The following is a 15,839-nucleotide window of genomic DNA, read 5'->3' as shown; positions in this document are numbered from 1 at the left end:
CCTGCGGAGGTGCGGCCGGATCTTTAGAAGCTGGAGGGCAACAGCAACAGCAACAGCCTGCTTGCCGGCTGGCATCAGCCTCCAAACGGCAGCAGCGGCCCCCCCAGCCACAGCCATCGCGTCATCCACGCACACACGAACGCCAGCAGCACCGTCAGCGGTGCGCCGACCTTGATGAAGTCGGAGAAGCGGTACTGTCCCGGCCCGAGGATCAGCAGGTTGCCGTGGTGGCCGATCGGGGTGAGGAAGGCCACCACCGCGCCCAGCGCGGTGCAGACGACGAACGGGGTCGCCGGCAGGCCGAGCGAATGCGCCAGCGCGACTGCGATCGGACCCAGCAGCACGGTGGTCGCCGAGTCCGACAGGATCTGGGTCAGCAGCGCCGCGGCGGTGAACATCACCAGCAGGATCGGCAGCACCGGCCAGTCGTGCACCAGCGGCAGCAGGCCGTCCGCCAGCAGCCGGGCGGTGCCGCTTTGCTCCATCGCGATGCCCAGCGGGATCACGCCGGCGATCATCACGTACACGCGCACGTCAATGCTGCGGTAGGCGTGGCCGATCTCCACGCAGCGCAGCGCGATCATCGCCACCGCGCCGGCCAGGAACGCCATCGGTGCCGACAGCCAGCCGGTCACGACCGCGGCGATGGTCGCGCCGAGGATCGCCAGCGCGATCGGCGCACGCACGCGGCGCTTGGCTTCGCCGGCAAACGGCACCAGCATCAGGAAGCCGTGGTGTTCGCCCAGCTCGGTGAAGTCCTCCGGCTTGCCCCACAGCACCAGCAGGTCGCCTTCGCGCAGGCGCGCATTGGACAGGCGCGTGGTGATCTCGCCGTCGCGGCGCCACAGGCCGGCGATCACCGCATCGACCTGGCGCGAATATTCCAACTCGCGGATGCTGCGGCCGATGAACTCCGAGCCCGGCCCGATCACCGCCTGCACCAGCTGCGCTTCCTTGTCATCGGCCTTGCCGCCGTGGCGCGCAACAGGTGCGAGCACGATGCCCGGGTCGTCGTGCAGCGAGGCCAGCGCGTCGGCCGAGGCTTCCACCACCAGCACGTCGCCACTGAGCAGCGGGTTGTCCTTGCCCAGGTCGGCGCGCCGCTTGTCGTCGCGGATCCAGGCGATCAGGCGGAACTTGTCGCCAAGGGCCTTCTGCAGCTCGCCCAGTGGGCGCGTATTCCAGCGCGAGTCCTTCACCACCAGTAGTTCGGTGCGGTAGCGGTCCAGGCGCAGGTATTCGTCGCCGCCACCCTTGCCGGTGCGCTTGGGCAGCATCCAGCGCGCCACCAGCATGTAGGCCAGGCCGAAGACGACCAGCGCGATGCCGATCGGCGTGATCGAGAAGATGTCCAGGCCGCGGTCGCCGGAGCGTTCGAGCAGGTCGTCGGCGAGCAGGAATGCAGGGGCGCTGACCAGGGTCAGCGTGGTGCCGAGCGAGGCGGCGAACGACATCGGCATCAGCAGCCGCGAGGCCGACAGCCCGTTCGCCTTGGCGAAACGGGTCAGGATCGGCAGCATCATCGCGGTGACCATCACGTGGTGGGTGAACGAGGCCATCGCCGCCACTGCCGGCATCGTCACCGCGATCGCGCGCGCCTCGCTCTTGCCCGCGGCGCGCCCGATCCACTGGCCGATGTGTTCGGTGATGCCGGTCGCGGCGAGCGCGCCGGAAATCACGAACACCGCCGCGACGATGATCGCCGGTTCGCTGGCGAAGCCCGACAGTGCCTGGTCGCTGTCGAGCACGCCGCTCACGACCAGTGCGAGCAGGATCAGCATCGCGCTGACGTCGATGCGCACGCGCTCGCTGATGAACAGGTACAGCCCGCCGGCAAGGATCAGCAGGAAGAGGATCTGGTTGAGGTCCATGGACGGCATTGTGCCTGCGAGGACATTCACATTGTCTACACTCCGCCGCGACGCGCGCTTGATACCTTCTTCACAGCACGCAGGACCTGGCCCGATGTCGACCGTTCCGAACCCCAGCGAAACAGCGGCTGGCGACCTGGTTCGCCTGGCGATGGCGTCGTCTGCGCGCGGCATGGCGATCCTCGACCGCGACGGCCGCTGGCTCGAGGTCAATCCCGCGATCGAACGCATGCTCGGCCGCAGCGCCGCGCAGCTGGCCGGTGAAGCCGTGCAGGCCTGCGTCGCGCGCGACGCGCCGGCGCTGGCCGCGGGCATCGGCACGCTGGTTGCCGGCAACGCGCGGGCGCTGCGCATGGCGGTGGTGTTCGCGCACGCGGACGGGCGCGAGGTCCCCGCGACCATCGACATCGCGCCGATGCAGGCCGGTGACGGTTCGGTCGCGTGGCTGTCGGTGCAGGTGACCGAGGATGCCGCCGACGCGCTCGCGCAGCGGCTGGCGGCCACCGAGGCGGCGCTGGCCTCGATGGAACGGCTGCAGGCCTCGTTTGCCCACGGCGTGTCCCACGACCTGCGCGCGCCGCTGCGCGCGATCGACAGCTTTTCATCGCTGCTGGCCGAGCACGTGGGCGACGGCCTCGACGAGACGGCGCGCGACTATCTCGCGCGCATCCGCGGCGCCAGCGCGCGCATGGCCGGGCTGATCGACTCGTTGCTTGAACTCTCGCGCGCGATGCGCGCCAGCCTGCGCAGCGCGCCGGTCGACCTCGGCCTGCTGGTCGACTGGGCGCACGCCGAACTCGCCGACGCCGACCCGGAGGCCGCGCGCGACGCCCGGATCGACGTCCAGCCCGGCCTGCAGGCGCTGGGCGACGAACGCCTGCTGCGCCAGCTGCTGAACCGGCTGCTCGGCAATGCGTGGAAATTCTCGCGCGGCGGCCCGGTGCGGATCGAAGTCGACGGCGAACAGGACGCAGGTCGCCTGGTGCTGCGCGTGCGCGACCACGGCATCGGCTTCGATGTGCGCTACGCCGACAAGCTGTTCGAACCGTTCCAGCGCCTGCACGGGCCGGACCAGGGCGGCGGCGACGGCATCGGCCTTGCGATCGTGCGCTGCATCGCCGAACGCCACGGCGGCCGCGCCTGGGCGCGCTCCGAACCGGGCGAAGGGAGTACCTTTTTCGTTGAACTGCCGGCCGTGCCGGGGGATGGACAACAGGCATGAGCCAGAAAGAAATCCTGCTGGTCGAGGACAATCCGGACGACGTCGAACTCACCCGCATCGCCTTCGCCGAGGCCAAGGTGGCCAACAGCCTGGCGGTGGTGAACGACGGCGCCCAGGCGCTCGACTACCTGTTCGCGCGCGGCCGGTACGCCGATCGCGACCCCGACGACCTGCCGTCGATCGTGCTGCTCGACCTCAACCTGCCCAAGGTCGACGGCCGCGAGGTGCTGCAGGCGATCCGCGCCCACGAGAAGACGCGCGGCCTGCCGGTGGTGGTGCTGACCACCAGTACCGAGCCGTTCGACGTCGAGGCCAGCTACGCGCTGGGCGTGAACAGCTACATCCGCAAGCCGGTGGATTTCGAGCAGTTCGTGTGGGCGGTCAAGCAGGTCGGGCTGTACTGGCTGGTGCTCAACCATCCGCGCGAGAGTTGAGGGCGGTCACCCGGCCCCGCAGCACTTCTTGTACTTGCGTCCGCTGCCGCACGAACATGGTTCGTTGCGGCCCGGCGTGTCCGCGCGCTGCAGCGGCACGCGCGGGGTGAGCAGGGCGATGCGGTGGTGCTGCAGGTCGGCCAGCATCCCCGGCAGCGCGGCGATGGTGTCGATGCGTTCGCGCCACGTCAGCGGCGTCGTCGCACCGTCCGGCGCGTCGAGGTCGATGACCTCGCCCGTGGACAGCTGGTCGAGCAGGATCAGGATCGCGCCGATCCATTCGTCGTCCTGCGCCGATTCGTCCCAGGCCGCTTCGCGCAGGTCGACCGCGCGCAGGAAGCCCTCGGCCCATTCGCTGCCCGCATCCAGCGCGTCCGGCGGCGGGGCCTCCGGGTCTTCGGGCAGCCACAGCAGCGGCAGCAGCCGGTCGGGCAGGGTGTCGCCGTCGTGGCAGGCGCGCTGGCGCGCCAGTTCCCGGACTTCGGCCAGCAGCGCGGCGACATCGGCCGCTTCCGCGTCGTCGTTCCAGCGCGGCGCCGGCCCGCCCCAGACCACGGCCTGCCACTCCGGTTCCGGGACTTCCTCCGGCCCGACGGCCAGCGCCGAGAAAAAGCCGTCCAGCCCTTCCAGTCCCAGGCCGCCGAACGGCACCGCACGCTGTTCGAGCAGGTCCTGCAGGCGGTCGATGCGGTCGTCGGACAGGATCACGGGCATGGCGGTGGCGGCGGGCGGGAGAAGGGCACAGGGTAGTGCAGTCGGCGGCGCTCGCGGACAATCGCCGGATGCCTTCGTCCAGACCCGATCCGCGCGCCTGTCCCTGCGGCAGCGGCGCGACCCATGCCGCCTGCTGCGGTCCGCTGCTCGCCGGCAGCGCGGTCGCGGACAGCGCAGAGCAGCTGATGCGCTCGCGCTACAGCGCCTACGTGCATGGCGCGCGCGACTATTTGCTCGCAACCTGGCATCCGTCCACGCGCCCGGCGAGGCTCGACCTCGATGAGCGCGTGCGCTGGCTTGGCCTGTCCGTGAAGCGCCACGAACAGGCCGGGCCGGACGCGGCCGTGGTCGAATTCGTCGCCCGCCACCGCATCGGCGGCGGTTCCGCGGCGCGGCTGCACGAGGCCAGCCGCTTCGTGCGCGAAGGCGGCCGCTGGTACTACCTGGACGGCGACTTCCGGGACTGAGCGGCTACTGCGCCGCCGCGTCGTGTTCGAGGTGGTAGCGGGTGGCTTCTTCAACCTCGCGCTTCGAACCCAGGAACACCGGCACGCGCTGGTGCAACTGCTCCGGCGCCACGTCGAGGATCGGCGCGCGGCCATTGGTCGCCGCGCCGCCGGCCTGCTCGACCAGCATCGACATCGGGTTGGCCTCGTACATCAGCCGCAGCTTGCCGGGCTTGGACGGATCCTTGCGGTCCCACGGGTAGATGAAGATGCCGCCGCGGGTCAGCAGGCGGTGCACGTCGGCCACCATCGACGCGATCCAGCGCATGTTGAAGTCCTTGCCGCGCGGGCCTTCGCGGCCGGCCAGCAGGTCGCGCACGTAGTCCTGCATCGGCGCTTCCCAGTGGCGCTGGTTGGACATGTTGATCGCGAATTCCTTCGTTTCCTCCGGAATGCGCATGTCACGTTTGGTGAGCACGAACGAACCCTGCTCGCGGTCGAGCGTGAACGCATGCGTGCCGTGGCCGAGGGTCAGGACCAGCATCGTGCTCGGCCCGTAGATGCAGTAGCCGGCGGCGACCTGTTCGCGGCCCGCCTGCAGGAAGTGTTCGTCGCCGACGTCCGCCACGCCCTCGGGGCTGCGCAGCACCGAAAAGATGGTGCCGACGCTGACGTTGACGTCGATGTTGCTGCTGCCGTCGAGCGGATCGAACAGCAGCAGGTAGTTGCCACGCGGGTAGGCGTCGGGAATCGGCTGGCTGTGGTCCATCTCCTCGGATGCGAGACCGGCCAGGTGCCCGCCCCAGGCGTTGGCTTCGAGCAGGATGTCGTTGCTCAGCACGTCGAGCTTCTTCTGCGCCTCGCCCTGGACGTTGATGCTGGCGCCGTCGCCGCCGGCCGCCACCGCATCGCCGAGCACGCCGCCCAGCGCGCCCTTGCCGACCGCGACGGAAATCCGCTTGCAGGCGCGCGCCACCACCTCGATGAGCAGGCGCAGTTCGGCGTTGATCTGGCCCTCGCGCTGGGCCTCGATCAGGAAGCGCGTAAGCGAACGCTGCTGGGACGAAAGCGCGGGCAAGGCATCGTGCGACACGGCATGCAATCCTCTGGGTCGGGGCCGCGATTGTCGCATGCGCCGTGCTGACGCCACGCTGGCAGCAGCCCCGGCGCAGGCTGTGCCGGTGCAATGCCGCACGACGACGGAGTCCCCGATGCTCAACCCCAACATCCCCGCCTGGTTCGAGATCCCCGTGGCCGACCTCGACCGCGCCCAGGCCTTCTACGAAGGTCTCCTCGGAGCCCCGTTCACCCGCGAGCGCTTCGCCGACGACGAGATGGCCGTGTTTCCCTACGCCGGCAAGCCCAATTCGTCGGGCGCGCTGGTGGCGCACCCGAAGATGGCGCCGTCGATGACCGGCACCACGGTCTACCTTTCGGTCGAATCGGTGTCCGCGGTGCTGGACCGCATGCCGGGGCAGGGCGGCGAAGTGCTGGTGCCGCGCACCGAGCTGCACGACGACCTCGGCGTGTTCGCGCAGTTCCGCGACAGCGAGGGCAACCGGGTCGGGCTGTGGTCGCAGCAGTGAGGCTGCCGCGCGGGCGTGGAATAGGGGATCATGCGCCCGCATGCGCCGCGCCGACCGCCTGTTCCTGATCATCCATGCCCTGCGCGGCCGCCGTTCCGCGCTGCCCGCGCGCAGCCTCGCCGAAACCCTCGGCGTATCGCTGCGCACGATCTACCGCGACGTCGCCGACCTGCAGGTCTCCGGCGTGCCGATCGAGGGCGAGGCCGGCGTCGGCTACATGCTGCGCAAGGGCGCGGACATCCCGCCGCTGATGTTCAACGCCGCCGAACTCGAGGCCCTGGTGGTCGGCACGCGCTTCGTGCGCGCCTTCGGCGGCGAGCGCCTGGGCGTGGCCGCGCGCGCGGCGCTGCTGAAGATCGAGGCGGTGCTGCCGCCGGAACTGCGCGACCGCAGCCGCCGTACCCGCATCTTCGCGCCGGTGGTCCCGGGCCGGCACGAAACGCGCGGCCCGGTCGACCGCCTGCATGCCGCGATCGAGGCGCGCGAACTGCTGCTGCTCGACTACCGCGACGGCGACGACCGCGTCACCGCGCGCGAGGTCGAGCCGCTGTGCCTGGCCTTCTGGGGCGGCGTCTGGACGCTGGGCGCCTGGTGCCGGCTGCGCGGCGATTTCCGCAACTTCCGCCCCGACCGCATCGCGCGGATCCGCGAAACCGGGCGCAGCTTCGACGACGATCCTGCGCGCGGACTGGATGCGTACCTGCGCCAGGTCGATACCTGCTGAAGTTCTGCGCGAAAACCGGCGTCGTCATACCAGATCGACAGCTTCGTTCCACGAAGGATGCCGTCATTCCCGCGAAGGCGGGAATCCAGTGGAATCGGTGCCCGATACTTTGTCGGATCACAGAGGGACTGGATTCCCGCCTTCGCGGGAATGACGCCGGAAAGAGTGCGGGATGCCGCACCATCCTCCCCAGTCCCCAGTCCCCAGTCCCCAGTCCCCAGTTGCTCAGATCACCCGCAGCGTGATCGCCTTCAGCACCGCCCGCGTCCGGTCCCGCGTTCCCAGCTTGTCCAGGATCACCGACACGTAGTTCTTCACCGTGCCCTCGGCCAGGAACAGCGAGCGTGCGATCTCGCGGTTCGAGTAACCACCAGCGAGCAGCCGCAGGATCGCCACCTCGCGCTCGTTGAAGGTGTCGACCGGCGCGCTGTCGTCGCGGAAGCGGAAGCGCGCGCGCACCGGGTCGGTGCTCACCGGCTGCAGCAGGGTTTCGCCCTCGACCACGCGCACGACGGCGTCGTACAGGTCCTCGGGCGAGGCGTCCTTGAGCAGGAAGCCCTGCGCGCCGGCCTCGGCGGCGCGCAGCGGCAGCGCGTCGTCGTCGAACGTGGTCAGCAGCACCACCGGCGTGTCGTCGCCGCGTTCGCGCAGTGCACGCACGAGGGCGAAGCCGTCCATGCCGGGCATGCGGATGTCCGACAGCACCACGTCGACGGGCGTGTCGGCGAGCGCGGCCAGCAGCGTTTCGCCGTCCTCCGCCTCGAGCGCGACGCAAATCCGGTCGAAGCCGCTGAGCAGCGCCTTCAACCCGCTGCGCACCAGCGCCTGGTCGTCGGCCAGCGCGATGCGGATCGCGGCGTCCGCGCGCTGCGCGTCGTGGCCAAGCGCGCTCATGCCGGAGCTGGCAGCCAGGCCTGCAGGTGCACGCCGCCGGTGTCGGTGCGCCGCACCTGCAGCCCGCCGCCGGCGGCTTCGAGGCGTTCGCGCATGCCGGTCAGGCCGTTGCCCGGCTGCAGCGGCGCGCCGTTGTCGCGGCCGTCGTCGCGGATGTCGAGCTGCAGCGTGTCGCGTTCGCGCCGCAGCACCACCCACAGGTTGCGCGCCTGCGAATGCCGCGCGGCGTTGGTCAGGCCTTCCTGCACCGTGCGCAGCACGGCCTCGGCCTGCGACAGCGTCGCCACGCGCACCGCGGGTGCGATCTCGATGTGCGCGCGCGGCCGCGGGAACGGCGTGGCGAGCGCGGCGAGCGCCGCGCCCAGCTCGAGGCCGTCGTCGGTGCGCATCTGTTCGATCACGCCGCGGATCTCGGCCAGCAGTTCGTCGGCCAGGCGTGCGCACAGGCGCACGCGTTCGTCGTCGTCGCGCGCTTCGCGGGCCAGCGCGGCTAGGTTGATCTTCAGCGCGGTGAGCTTGTGCCCGGCGATGTCGTGCAGCTCGCGCGACAGCCGCAGGCGTTCGTTGTCGCGCGCGCTTTCGGCCAGCAGCTCGCGGGTGGCCAGCAGGTCGGCGTTCACCGCGCGCAACTCCTCGCTCATCGCCTCCGCCTGCACCGCGTAACGCATCACCAGCGCGGCGAAGACCTGGAAACTGAGGTAGGCGCACACGATGATCAGGAACTGCTGTGTGCGGATCTCCCAGGTGGCCCACACCACCGCGGCCAGGCCGAGGTTGACCAGCCCCAGTGCGAGCAGCAGCTCGCGCCACGCCAGCCGCGAGCCGAACACCGCTGCCAGCAGCACCAGCAGGATGATCGCCAGGCCATGCGGCGTCATCGCCGTGGCCCACAGCGCCAGCGCTGCCATCGCCGCGCAGACCGCGAGGAAGCCGCGCATCCCGAGACGTTCGGACACCATGTGCTCGAACACGAACAGCAGCAGGAACAGCACCAGCACCGCCCGCAGCGTCCAGGCCACCGCCGGGTCGCCGGCCATCACCCCGCCCGCGGCCAGCCACACCGCCGCCCACGCCGCGTAGGCCGCCAGCGACAGCGGCGACAGCAGTCCGTCGACCCGTTCGTGCCAGTTGCTCTGCATGGCGCCAGCTTGCGTGCCGGGGTGCCGCCGGGCAAGACGTGGCGCGCAGAAAGTGACTTCCGGCACCCGCGATCGATAACCGCCGGCACCTCAGCCCGCGCCGCGCCGGCGACGAGACTGTCCTCCGGGCAATGGAGGGATTCACCATGGACTCATACCGCTGGTTCCTTTTCATCCACGTCGCCGCCGGCACGGTGGCGCTGGCCACTTACTGGATCGCCGCCGCGATGCGCAAGGGCACGCCGCGGCATCGCCGCGTCGGCCAGGTCTTCCTGCTGGCGATGCTGCCGGTGCTGGGCAGCGGCGTGCCGCTGAGCATGGCGCTGGTCGAACGCGGCCGCCCGCTGACGGCGATCTTCCTCGGCTACCTGCTGCTGCTCACCGGCAGCGCCTGCTGGAGCGCCTGGCGCGCGATCCGCGACCGCAACAACCGGGATCGCTACTTCGGCGCGATGTACTGGGTGTTCGCGGTGCTGGTCGGCGCGGCCGGGCTGGGCATCGCCATCGTGGGCACGAAGATCGGGGCCCTGCTGTTCCAGGTCTTCGGCGTGGTGGGCGTGGCGGCCAGCATCGATGCGGTCGTGCAGTGGCGACGCGCGCCGGGCAACCCGCGCTGGTGGCTCAGGGAACACTTCAACGCGATGATCGGCAACGGCATCGCCGTGCACATCGCGTTCGTCTCCATCGGCCTGCGCTCGGTGCTCGCGGAGCTGGACCTGGTGGTCGTGCAGTACCTGGCGTGGTTCGGCCCGCTCGCGGTCGCGGTGGCCGCTGCGGTCTGGCTCAACCGCAAGTACGGCGGCACGAAGGCGCAGGCGGCGCTGCCGCGGGGCGTGCTGGAGGAAAACACGCGTCCTGCACAGGGGCGGTCCGTGACCGCCGCTGCGCCCCCGTCATCGGTGGCCTGAGGATGCGTGCCGCCTGCACGCGTGACTTGCGCGGCGGCTACACGTCGCCGTCGCTGGCCCAGCCTTCGCCGCTGCCGCGCTGATACACCCTGTCGGTGTCGAGCACCGTCCCCGCCGGGATCGAATCCTGCTCCGCCAGCCGCGCATAGATCGGCGTGAAGTCCGGTCCCGTTGCCTCCATCAGCTGCTCGAAGCTGTCGATCACGAAGTACGTCTTCTGGTAGGTGTCGATGCGGTAGCGGGTGCGCATGATGCGCTCGAGATCGAAGCCGATGCGGTTGGGCGCCGCGCTTTCCAGCGAGTGCAGCGACTCGCCCTTCGACGACACGATGCCGCTGCCGTAGATGCGCAGCCCGTCCTTCTGGCGGATGAGGCCGAACTCCACCGTGTACCAGTACAGCCGAGTCAGGTTCTGCAGCGCGTCGGGGCCGATGGCGTGCGCCTTCACCCCGCCGCGGCCGTAGGCCTCCATGTAGTCGCCGAACACCGGGTTCATCAGCAGCGGCACGTGGCCGAACAGGTCGTGGAACAGGTCCGGCTCCTCGATGTAGTCGACCTGGTCGGGACGGCGGATCCACCAGGTCACCGGGAAGCGGCGATTGGCCAGGTGGTCGAAGAAATCCAGTTCCGGCAGCAGGCCCTCCACGCCCATCAGGGTCCAGCCGGTGGCCTCGCGCAGCACCTGGTTGAGCTCGGCGAACTTCGGGATACGGTCGGGCGTCATGCCCATCGCGTCCTGCGCCTGCAGGAAGGCCTGGCTGGCGCGCCCGGGCAGGATCTCGCGCTGGCGCGCGTACAGCGTCGCCCAGGTCGCGTGGTCGTCGGCCGAATAGTCGTCCCAGGGCTGCTCGACGATGCCGGTGGCATAGACCGGCACCTTGCCCTTGTCGGTGTGCAGGTTCTCGACGCGGCGCGGGGTGGCGGACATGGCGGATCTCCTTTCGTACGACTCTTCACCTTATTCGCCAAACCGCGCAACGGGATTGCAAAGTTGCGCAATCCTGCGCGCTTGGCGCAAGATCATTGCGTCAAACAGTCAAACCGCGCATGTCATGCCCGCCACCGGACTCGACCGCACCGACCTCCAGCTCCTCGCCGAACTCCAGCGCGGCGGCCGCCTGACCAACGCCGAACTGGCCGAGCGCGTGCATCTCTCGCCCTCGGCCTGCCTGCGCCGCGTGCAGCGGCTCGAACGCGACGGCGTGATCGCCGGCTACCGCGCCGAAGTCGATCCCGAGCGCCTGGGCCTGGGTTTGCAGGCCTTCGTCCGCGTCCAGCTCAACCACCACGACGCCGAGTCGGTCGCCGCCTTCGCCCGCTTCGTCAACGAGTGGGATGAAGTCGTCGCCTGCCACGCCCTCACCGGCGACATGGACTACCTGCTGCAGATCGCCGTCAGCGACCTCGAACACTTCTCCCGCTTCCTGCTCGACCGCCTGCTCGCCCAGGCCGGCGTCGCCGACGTCAATTCAAGTTTCGTGCTGCGCACGGTGAAGGCATTCCGCGGGATGCCGCTGCCGGGGGCGTGAAGCCGCGGGGCATTGGGCAGGGTGACGCTGCCGATTACGGCATGCATGGACAGCGTTCGAATGGCTGCAATGAGTTCGACGTAAAGCCGGGATCCGACACCCCTGCCAGTTCTTGTCGGATCCAGATAGACCGTGGACTCGACCGTAAAGCGATAGGCACAGCGTCCTTTCCGTTTTGAAGCATGGGCCCAGCCGAGCACCTGACCGGATTCCTCGGCAACAAGCCAGGGCAACGATGCGTCCAGGGCTTCGGATATCCGGCCCGCCATGTCTTCGGCGGGGGCTGGATCCGTTTCGAAGGTGATGCAGGTTGGCGCAACGTAATGGTTGTAGATGCGGGCCAGGAAAGCAGTATCGCTTTCCTCGGCAGGACGAATTGAAACTGCCATGACGCCTGATAGCCGGTTCAAGCGGACCGCGCGGCCCTGAGGGCGATGCTCGCCCTCAGTAGTGTCCGGCCGAAGGCAGGCACAGCACCTTGTCGTATGCGCACAGCTCGCGCAGCAGGTCACGTTGTCCGGCGACGATCGCCGCCTTCTCGGCAGTGCCGACCATCTGGATGATGTAGCTCTGCGCGTCGTTGCCCTGGCGGGCGATGAAAGGCCAGGCCAGGCTGGCCTTGTCGGCAAGGTCGGGCTTTGCGCCGATGTCGGCATCGGTGACCCCGGGGGCGTAGAACATCAGGTGCGGCATGGTCATCGTATGCACCTGCAGGTCCGGCGGGCCGACGGCGCGCATCACCGGCGCGACCATGTAGGACACGCCGGCCCCGGCGGGGACGCGATAGCTGCCGTCGGCCCAGCGCTTCTCCATCTCCGCAGCCAGCGCGGATGCGTCCAGGCCCTGCGCGCGCAGGGCGGCGGTATCGCGCTTGGCCTGCAGGTAGCTGCGGTCGCCGGCGGCGTCGTAGCACAGCGGGATGTAGACGTCGTTGCGCAGCTCGCGCATCTCCCAGGGCGTGCGTTCGACCAGGCATGCGATGCCATCGTGGCCTTCGCGCACGCGGCGGTAGCCGCTGGCGGGATCGAGCACGTACACGGTGGCGTCGCCGCGCAGTGCCGGCGGCGCGGCGCTCAGCGCGAAGCGGATTTCCAGTGCCTCGGGCATCGGCCGCAGCGGCGCGGCGCCGCGTTCCGCGGCAGGCGCCTTCGCCGACAGGCAGGCGAAGGCGGCAAACAGGGCCAAGAACAGCGTTTTCATGGCAAGGCTTCCTTGCAGGGCGGTGGGGTCGCTGAGCGCGACACGTGCTGGCTGAAAGGGGCGGTCAGGCGGGAATGAGCGCGTCGTACTCGTCGCGCAGGCGGGTCCAGCCGTCCCAGAACGGTTCCGGCGTGCCGCCGCCGGCGCGCGCGACCAGGGTGTCCAGGTGCTGGTGCCAGCCGGCGCCGACCATGAGCATGTTCGTGCGGTCGGAAATGCCCCGGTGGGTCACGGTCAGCTGCACCTTGTCGCCCTGCGGTTCGAGGTCGAATGCGACTTCGCCGCTGCCCCAGGTGAACGCCAGCCGGTGCGGCGGATCGTATTCAGTGATGGTGCTTTGCAGGCTGTTTTCGCTGTCGAAGCCTTCCGGCCTGTTGCCGGGCGGATCGGTGAGCTCGTCGTTGCGCCAGGTGAGGGTGAAGGACGTCCCGGCCGCGGGCTGCATCTGCCCGGCGGCCAGCCACGTCCGCCGCAGCGCATCGTCGGTGAGGTAGTTCCAGATGCGTTCGACCGGGCCCGACAGCAGGCGCTGCAGGCGCACGGTCTGCGGCGCGGTGATGGTGGCGTAGTCCGCGGTCGGGCGGGACTGGAGGGGACGGTTCATCTGTGTTTCCTCGATCTTGGGGAGGGTTTGCGCGCGGGCTTGCGCTTCGCGGGCGTCGCGGCGTCCTCTGCCTTGAGGATGGCTTCGAGGGCGTCGAGCTTCTTGTTCCAGAAATGCTCGTAGTGGCGCAGCCATTCCGCGCCCGCGTGCATGGGGCGCGCATCGAGCCGGCATGTATGCACGCGTCCGCGCACGTCGCGCTGGATCAGGCCGGCGCGCTCCAGCATCTGGATGTGCTTGGACGCGCCGGCCAGCGAGATCTCGAAGGGGGCGGCGAGCTCGCCGACGGTGCGCGGCCCTTCGGCCAGCTCGCACAGCATTGCGCGTCGGGTGGGATCGGACAGGGCGCGGAAAAGCTCGTTCAGGCACGGGGCAGTTAATTCAACCATTGGGTTGAATTTATTCCGCCCCGCCCGAAATGTCAACCGAATGGTTGAATTTAGTGCGGGGGGTCGTCCATGCGCGTCACGGGCATCACGGGAACCGGTCGGATCCGCGGCAGCCGCGGGACAACAGGCCCTGTCGTTGCGGCTGCATCGTCAAAGCGTCTCGAACTGCCGCACGATCCACGACGCCTGGTAGGCCAGGCTGGCGATCACGAACGCGGCGTGGAAGCGGCGGTTTGGCGTCGCCATCGCAATCGCGCACAGCACGACGTAGGCAAGACTGCGCAGCTGCAGCTCCGGGCCGAAGCCTTCGAAGTAGGCCAGGCCCTTGATCCACGTGTCGCCCAGGTCCACCACGTAGGCCAGGCCAAGCAGGCCGAAGAACCAGCGCCGGCGCGAGTAGAAATACTCCTCGTAGTCGCGATAGCCGTCGAGGCTGTCGGGGAAGATGATCGCGCACAGCAGGTACAGCAGCAGCGCGTAGAGGGCGACGAACAGGAACAGCAGGAACGTCCAGTGCAAGGTGTGGACGAGGCGGAATTCCCACCACCAGAAGTGCAGCAGGTACAGGAACATCGACACCGCCCACAGCAGGTGCACCCAGTAGGTGCGCTCGCGCACGGGGCGATCGATGATGCGGGCGAAGTGGCGCAGCAGGTGGGTCAGGCCAAGGCCGATCACCATGCCCAGCACGACCCGGACATGCGTGTACAGGCTGGCGAGCGAATCGACGTGCTCGACCGGGGGCGGCTGCATGCGACCGATTGTGCAGAGGCCGCGATGTGGCTGCAAGCAAGCCGCGGCGCCGCAATGAAAAGGGCGGAGGGAGGCGAATCTCCGGGGTGCAAGCGCGCAGGCAGAGCCTGTCGGCGATCATGGCACTACTCCCGGCACCCACGCGTCGCGGGAAGCCAGCCCCGGAGGCCACCATGCCGGCACACGAGAAGATCGACTACGTCGAATACCCCGCGCGGGATATCCAGGCCACCAGGCGCTTCTTCGAACAGGCGTTCGGCTGGAAGTTCGAGGACTACGGCCCCGACTACGCGGCGTTCTCGGGACAGGGGCTCGATGGCGGCTTCTTCCGCGCCGATGCCGCGGCGCGCACCGATCGTGGCAGTGCGATCATCGTGTTCTACAGCGAGGACCTGGAGGGCACGCTCGCCAAGGTGGAGGCCGCGGGCGGGGAGGTCGTGAAGCCGATATTCTCCTTCCCGGGCGGACGACGCTTCCACTTCACCGAGCCCAGCGGCAACGAGCTTGCCGTCTGGTCCGCCCCCGGCGCCTGACCGGCGCGAAACCGGATTGGAGGATGCAATGGCGAAGATCACCGGAATCGGCGGCGTGTTCCTCAAATCCAGGGGCGACGGCAAGGCGCTGGCGGCCTGGTACCAGCAGCACCTGGGCTTGCCGCTGGAGGACTTCGGCGGCGCCGTACTGCGCTGGCCCGACGACAAGGCCGACGACGGCGGGCTGACGGTCTGGCACGCCGCGGACCGGGACAGCCAGTGGTTCAGCCCGAGCGACGCGCCCTTCATGATCAACTACCGGGTCGACGACCTCGACGGCATGCTGGCGCAGTTGCGCGAGGCCGGCGTGGTCGTCGTCGGTGGCCCGGAGTCGCACGAGAACGGCAAGTTCGCGTGGATCATGGACCCGGACGGCAACAAGGTCGAACTCTGGCAGCCCATGGCCTGGGACGACGCGAACGAGGGCGCCTGACGCGCGCCGATCCACCCATCAGGAGGACACGATGCACCGGATCATTTCATCCATCCCCGTTGCCCTGGCGCTGGCCGCCACCGCGCACGCCGCGACGCCTGAGGCCGACACGCGTGAACCGGCCGAAGCCGCGGTGCTGGAGTGCCATGCACAGTACGCGCAGCGCTATGCCAACCGCGTCGAGGCCGCGCCGAGCGAACTGGCGGCCGGCGCATTCGCCGCGTGCAAGTCGCAGATGGACGCGCTCGTTGCGCTGGCGCCGGAACTGGCGAAGGAAGACGAGCAGGTCGCGATCGGCATTGGCGACAAGCGCGCCGTCGAGCGCGGGATCGTCGACGGCTTCCGCAAGGAGGTCCGCAACGCCACCATCGACGCGGTCATTCGTGCACGCGCGGCTCCGTAGGGCGGGCTAGCCGCAAGCCGTGGCGACTGCTTGTGTGGGAGCGGCCATGGCCGCGAT

At 69.4% G+C, this 15,839-nt stretch carries 20 protein-coding genes and 1 pseudogene; 10 read left to right on the top strand and 11 right to left on the bottom strand.

Annotation, left to right across the window (positions count from 1 at the left end; all coding sequences use genetic code 11):
- Positions 1-74: 74 nt before the first annotated feature.
- Positions 75-1,871 (bottom strand): SLC13 family permease, encoded by a 1,797-nt coding sequence (locus ABD679_RS00910; protein WP_344758038.1) that lies wholly within the window; start codon positions 1,869-1,871, stop codon positions 75-77.
- Between the two features lie 94 nt (positions 1,872-1,965).
- On the opposite strand from ABD679_RS00910, the gene ABD679_RS00905 reads away from it, so the two are divergent.
- Positions 1,966-3,093 (top strand): PAS domain-containing sensor histidine kinase, encoded by a 1,128-nt coding sequence (locus ABD679_RS00905; RefSeq protein WP_344758037.1) that lies wholly within the window; start codon positions 1,966-1,968, stop codon positions 3,091-3,093.
- Positions 3,090-3,527: a response regulator gene (locus ABD679_RS00900; protein WP_344758036.1), complete on the top strand. Its 438-nt coding sequence runs from the start codon at positions 3,090-3,092 to the stop codon at positions 3,525-3,527. The genes ABD679_RS00905 and ABD679_RS00900 overlap by 4 nt, the downstream gene beginning before the upstream one ends.
- Before the next feature lie 6 nt (positions 3,528-3,533).
- Here the strand turns inward: ABD679_RS00900 and ABD679_RS00895 are convergent, their stop codons facing one another.
- Positions 3,534-4,241, bottom strand: coding sequence for a UPF0149 family protein (locus tag ABD679_RS00895; protein WP_344758035.1), 708 nt, complete (start codon positions 4,239-4,241; stop codon positions 3,534-3,536).
- Positions 4,242-4,309: 68 nt separating this feature from the next.
- Here ABD679_RS00895 and ABD679_RS00890 point away from each other — a divergent pair, with 68 nt between their 5' ends.
- Positions 4,310-4,708, top strand: coding sequence for a YchJ family protein (locus ABD679_RS00890; protein WP_344758034.1), 399 nt, complete (start codon positions 4,310-4,312; stop codon positions 4,706-4,708).
- Positions 4,709-4,712: 4 nt separating this feature from the next.
- On the opposite strand, the gene ABD679_RS00885 is transcribed toward ABD679_RS00890, so the two are convergent.
- Positions 4,713-5,765 (bottom strand): class 1 fructose-bisphosphatase, encoded by a 1,053-nt coding sequence (locus ABD679_RS00885; RefSeq protein ID WP_344758230.1) that lies wholly within the window; start codon positions 5,763-5,765, stop codon positions 4,713-4,715.
- A gap of 133 nt (positions 5,766-5,898) precedes the next feature.
- On the opposite strand from ABD679_RS00885, the gene ABD679_RS00880 reads away from it, so the two are divergent.
- Entirely contained in the window at positions 5,899-6,273 is a 375-nt protein-coding gene (locus ABD679_RS00880) for a VOC family protein (RefSeq protein WP_344758033.1), read from the top strand.
- Between the two features lie 40 nt (positions 6,274-6,313).
- Positions 6,314-6,997 carry a helix-turn-helix transcriptional regulator gene (locus ABD679_RS00875; protein WP_344758032.1) on the top strand — a complete coding sequence of 228 codons (684 nt, stop codon included), beginning with the start codon at positions 6,314-6,316 and terminating at the stop codon, positions 6,995-6,997.
- A gap of 225 nt (positions 6,998-7,222) precedes the next feature.
- On the opposite strand, the gene ABD679_RS00870 is transcribed toward ABD679_RS00875, so the two are convergent.
- Both ABD679_RS00870 and ABD679_RS00865 read right to left on the bottom strand, forming a co-directional pair.
- The gene (locus tag ABD679_RS00870) at positions 7,223-7,891 is read right to left on the bottom strand and encodes a response regulator (RefSeq protein WP_344758031.1); all 669 of its coding nucleotides are present in this window, start codon (positions 7,889-7,891) and stop codon (positions 7,223-7,225) included.
- Positions 7,888-9,030: a sensor histidine kinase gene (locus ABD679_RS00865; protein WP_344758030.1), complete on the bottom strand. Its 1,143-nt coding sequence runs from the start codon at positions 9,028-9,030 to the stop codon at positions 7,888-7,890. The genes ABD679_RS00870 and ABD679_RS00865 overlap by 4 nt, the downstream gene beginning before the upstream one ends.
- A 146-nt stretch (positions 9,031-9,176) precedes the next feature.
- Here ABD679_RS00865 and ABD679_RS00860 point away from each other — a divergent pair, with 146 nt between their 5' ends.
- Positions 9,177-9,938, top strand: coding sequence for a DUF2306 domain-containing protein (locus ABD679_RS00860; protein WP_344758029.1), 762 nt, complete (start codon positions 9,177-9,179; stop codon positions 9,936-9,938).
- 37 nt (positions 9,939-9,975) lie between these two features.
- On the opposite strand, the gene phhA is transcribed toward ABD679_RS00860, so the two are convergent.
- Entirely contained in the window at positions 9,976-10,866 is an 891-nt protein-coding gene (gene phhA, locus ABD679_RS00855) for a phenylalanine 4-monooxygenase (RefSeq protein ID WP_344758028.1), read from the bottom strand.
- Between the two features lie 124 nt (positions 10,867-10,990).
- On the opposite strand from phhA, the gene ABD679_RS00850 reads away from it, so the two are divergent.
- Positions 10,991-11,467: an Lrp/AsnC family transcriptional regulator gene (locus ABD679_RS00850; protein ID WP_344758027.1), complete on the top strand. Its 477-nt coding sequence runs from the start codon at positions 10,991-10,993 to the stop codon at positions 11,465-11,467.
- 17 nt (positions 11,468-11,484) lie between these two features.
- Here ABD679_RS00850 and ABD679_RS00845 read toward each other — a convergent pair.
- From ABD679_RS00845 to ABD679_RS00825, 5 genes and pseudogenes are all read right to left on the bottom strand, one after another.
- Positions 11,485-11,856: pseudogene (locus tag ABD679_RS00845) on the bottom strand (GNAT family N-acetyltransferase); the annotation flags it as partial.
- A gap of 55 nt (positions 11,857-11,911) precedes the next feature.
- On the bottom strand, positions 11,912-12,667 hold the full coding sequence (locus tag ABD679_RS00840; protein WP_344758026.1) for a hypothetical protein: 756 nt from the start codon (positions 12,665-12,667) through the stop codon (positions 11,912-11,914).
- A gap of 64 nt (positions 12,668-12,731) precedes the next feature.
- Complete coding sequence (locus ABD679_RS00835) at positions 12,732-13,271, bottom strand: SRPBCC family protein (protein ID WP_344758025.1); 540 nt, start codon at positions 13,269-13,271, stop codon at positions 12,732-12,734.
- Complete coding sequence (locus ABD679_RS00830; RefSeq protein WP_344758229.1) at positions 13,268-13,660, bottom strand: ArsR/SmtB family transcription factor; 393 nt, start codon at positions 13,658-13,660, stop codon at positions 13,268-13,270. Before ABD679_RS00830 ends, ABD679_RS00835 begins: the two co-directional genes overlap by 4 nt.
- Before the next feature lie 150 nt (positions 13,661-13,810).
- Positions 13,811-14,413, bottom strand: a complete 603-nt coding sequence (locus ABD679_RS00825; RefSeq protein WP_344758024.1) for a hypothetical protein — start codon at positions 14,411-14,413, stop codon at positions 13,811-13,813.
- 173 nt (positions 14,414-14,586) lie between these two features.
- Between ABD679_RS00825 and ABD679_RS00820 the strand changes: the two genes are divergently transcribed.
- The 3 genes from ABD679_RS00820 to ABD679_RS00810 are packed head-to-tail and all read left to right on the top strand — an operon-like array spanning position 14,587 to position 15,782.
- Positions 14,587-14,946, top strand: coding sequence for a VOC family protein (locus tag ABD679_RS00820; RefSeq protein WP_344758023.1), 360 nt, complete (start codon positions 14,587-14,589; stop codon positions 14,944-14,946).
- 28 nt (positions 14,947-14,974) lie between these two features.
- Entirely contained in the window at positions 14,975-15,379 is a 405-nt protein-coding gene (locus tag ABD679_RS00815; RefSeq protein ID WP_344758022.1) for a VOC family protein, read from the top strand.
- Between the two features lie 31 nt (positions 15,380-15,410).
- The gene (locus ABD679_RS00810; protein ID WP_344758021.1) at positions 15,411-15,782 is read left to right on the top strand and encodes a hypothetical protein; all 372 of its coding nucleotides are present in this window, start codon (positions 15,411-15,413) and stop codon (positions 15,780-15,782) included.
- Positions 15,783-15,839 lie beyond the last annotated feature (57 nt).

It is taken from the genome of Luteimonas lutimaris, assembly GCF_039537065.1.
In the GTDB taxonomy this organism is placed as follows: Bacteria; Pseudomonadota; Gammaproteobacteria; order Xanthomonadales; family Xanthomonadaceae; genus Luteimonas; species Luteimonas lutimaris.
The sequence above is the reverse complement of the archived record's forward strand: the minus strand, read 5'-3'. Positions and strand labels throughout refer to the sequence as shown.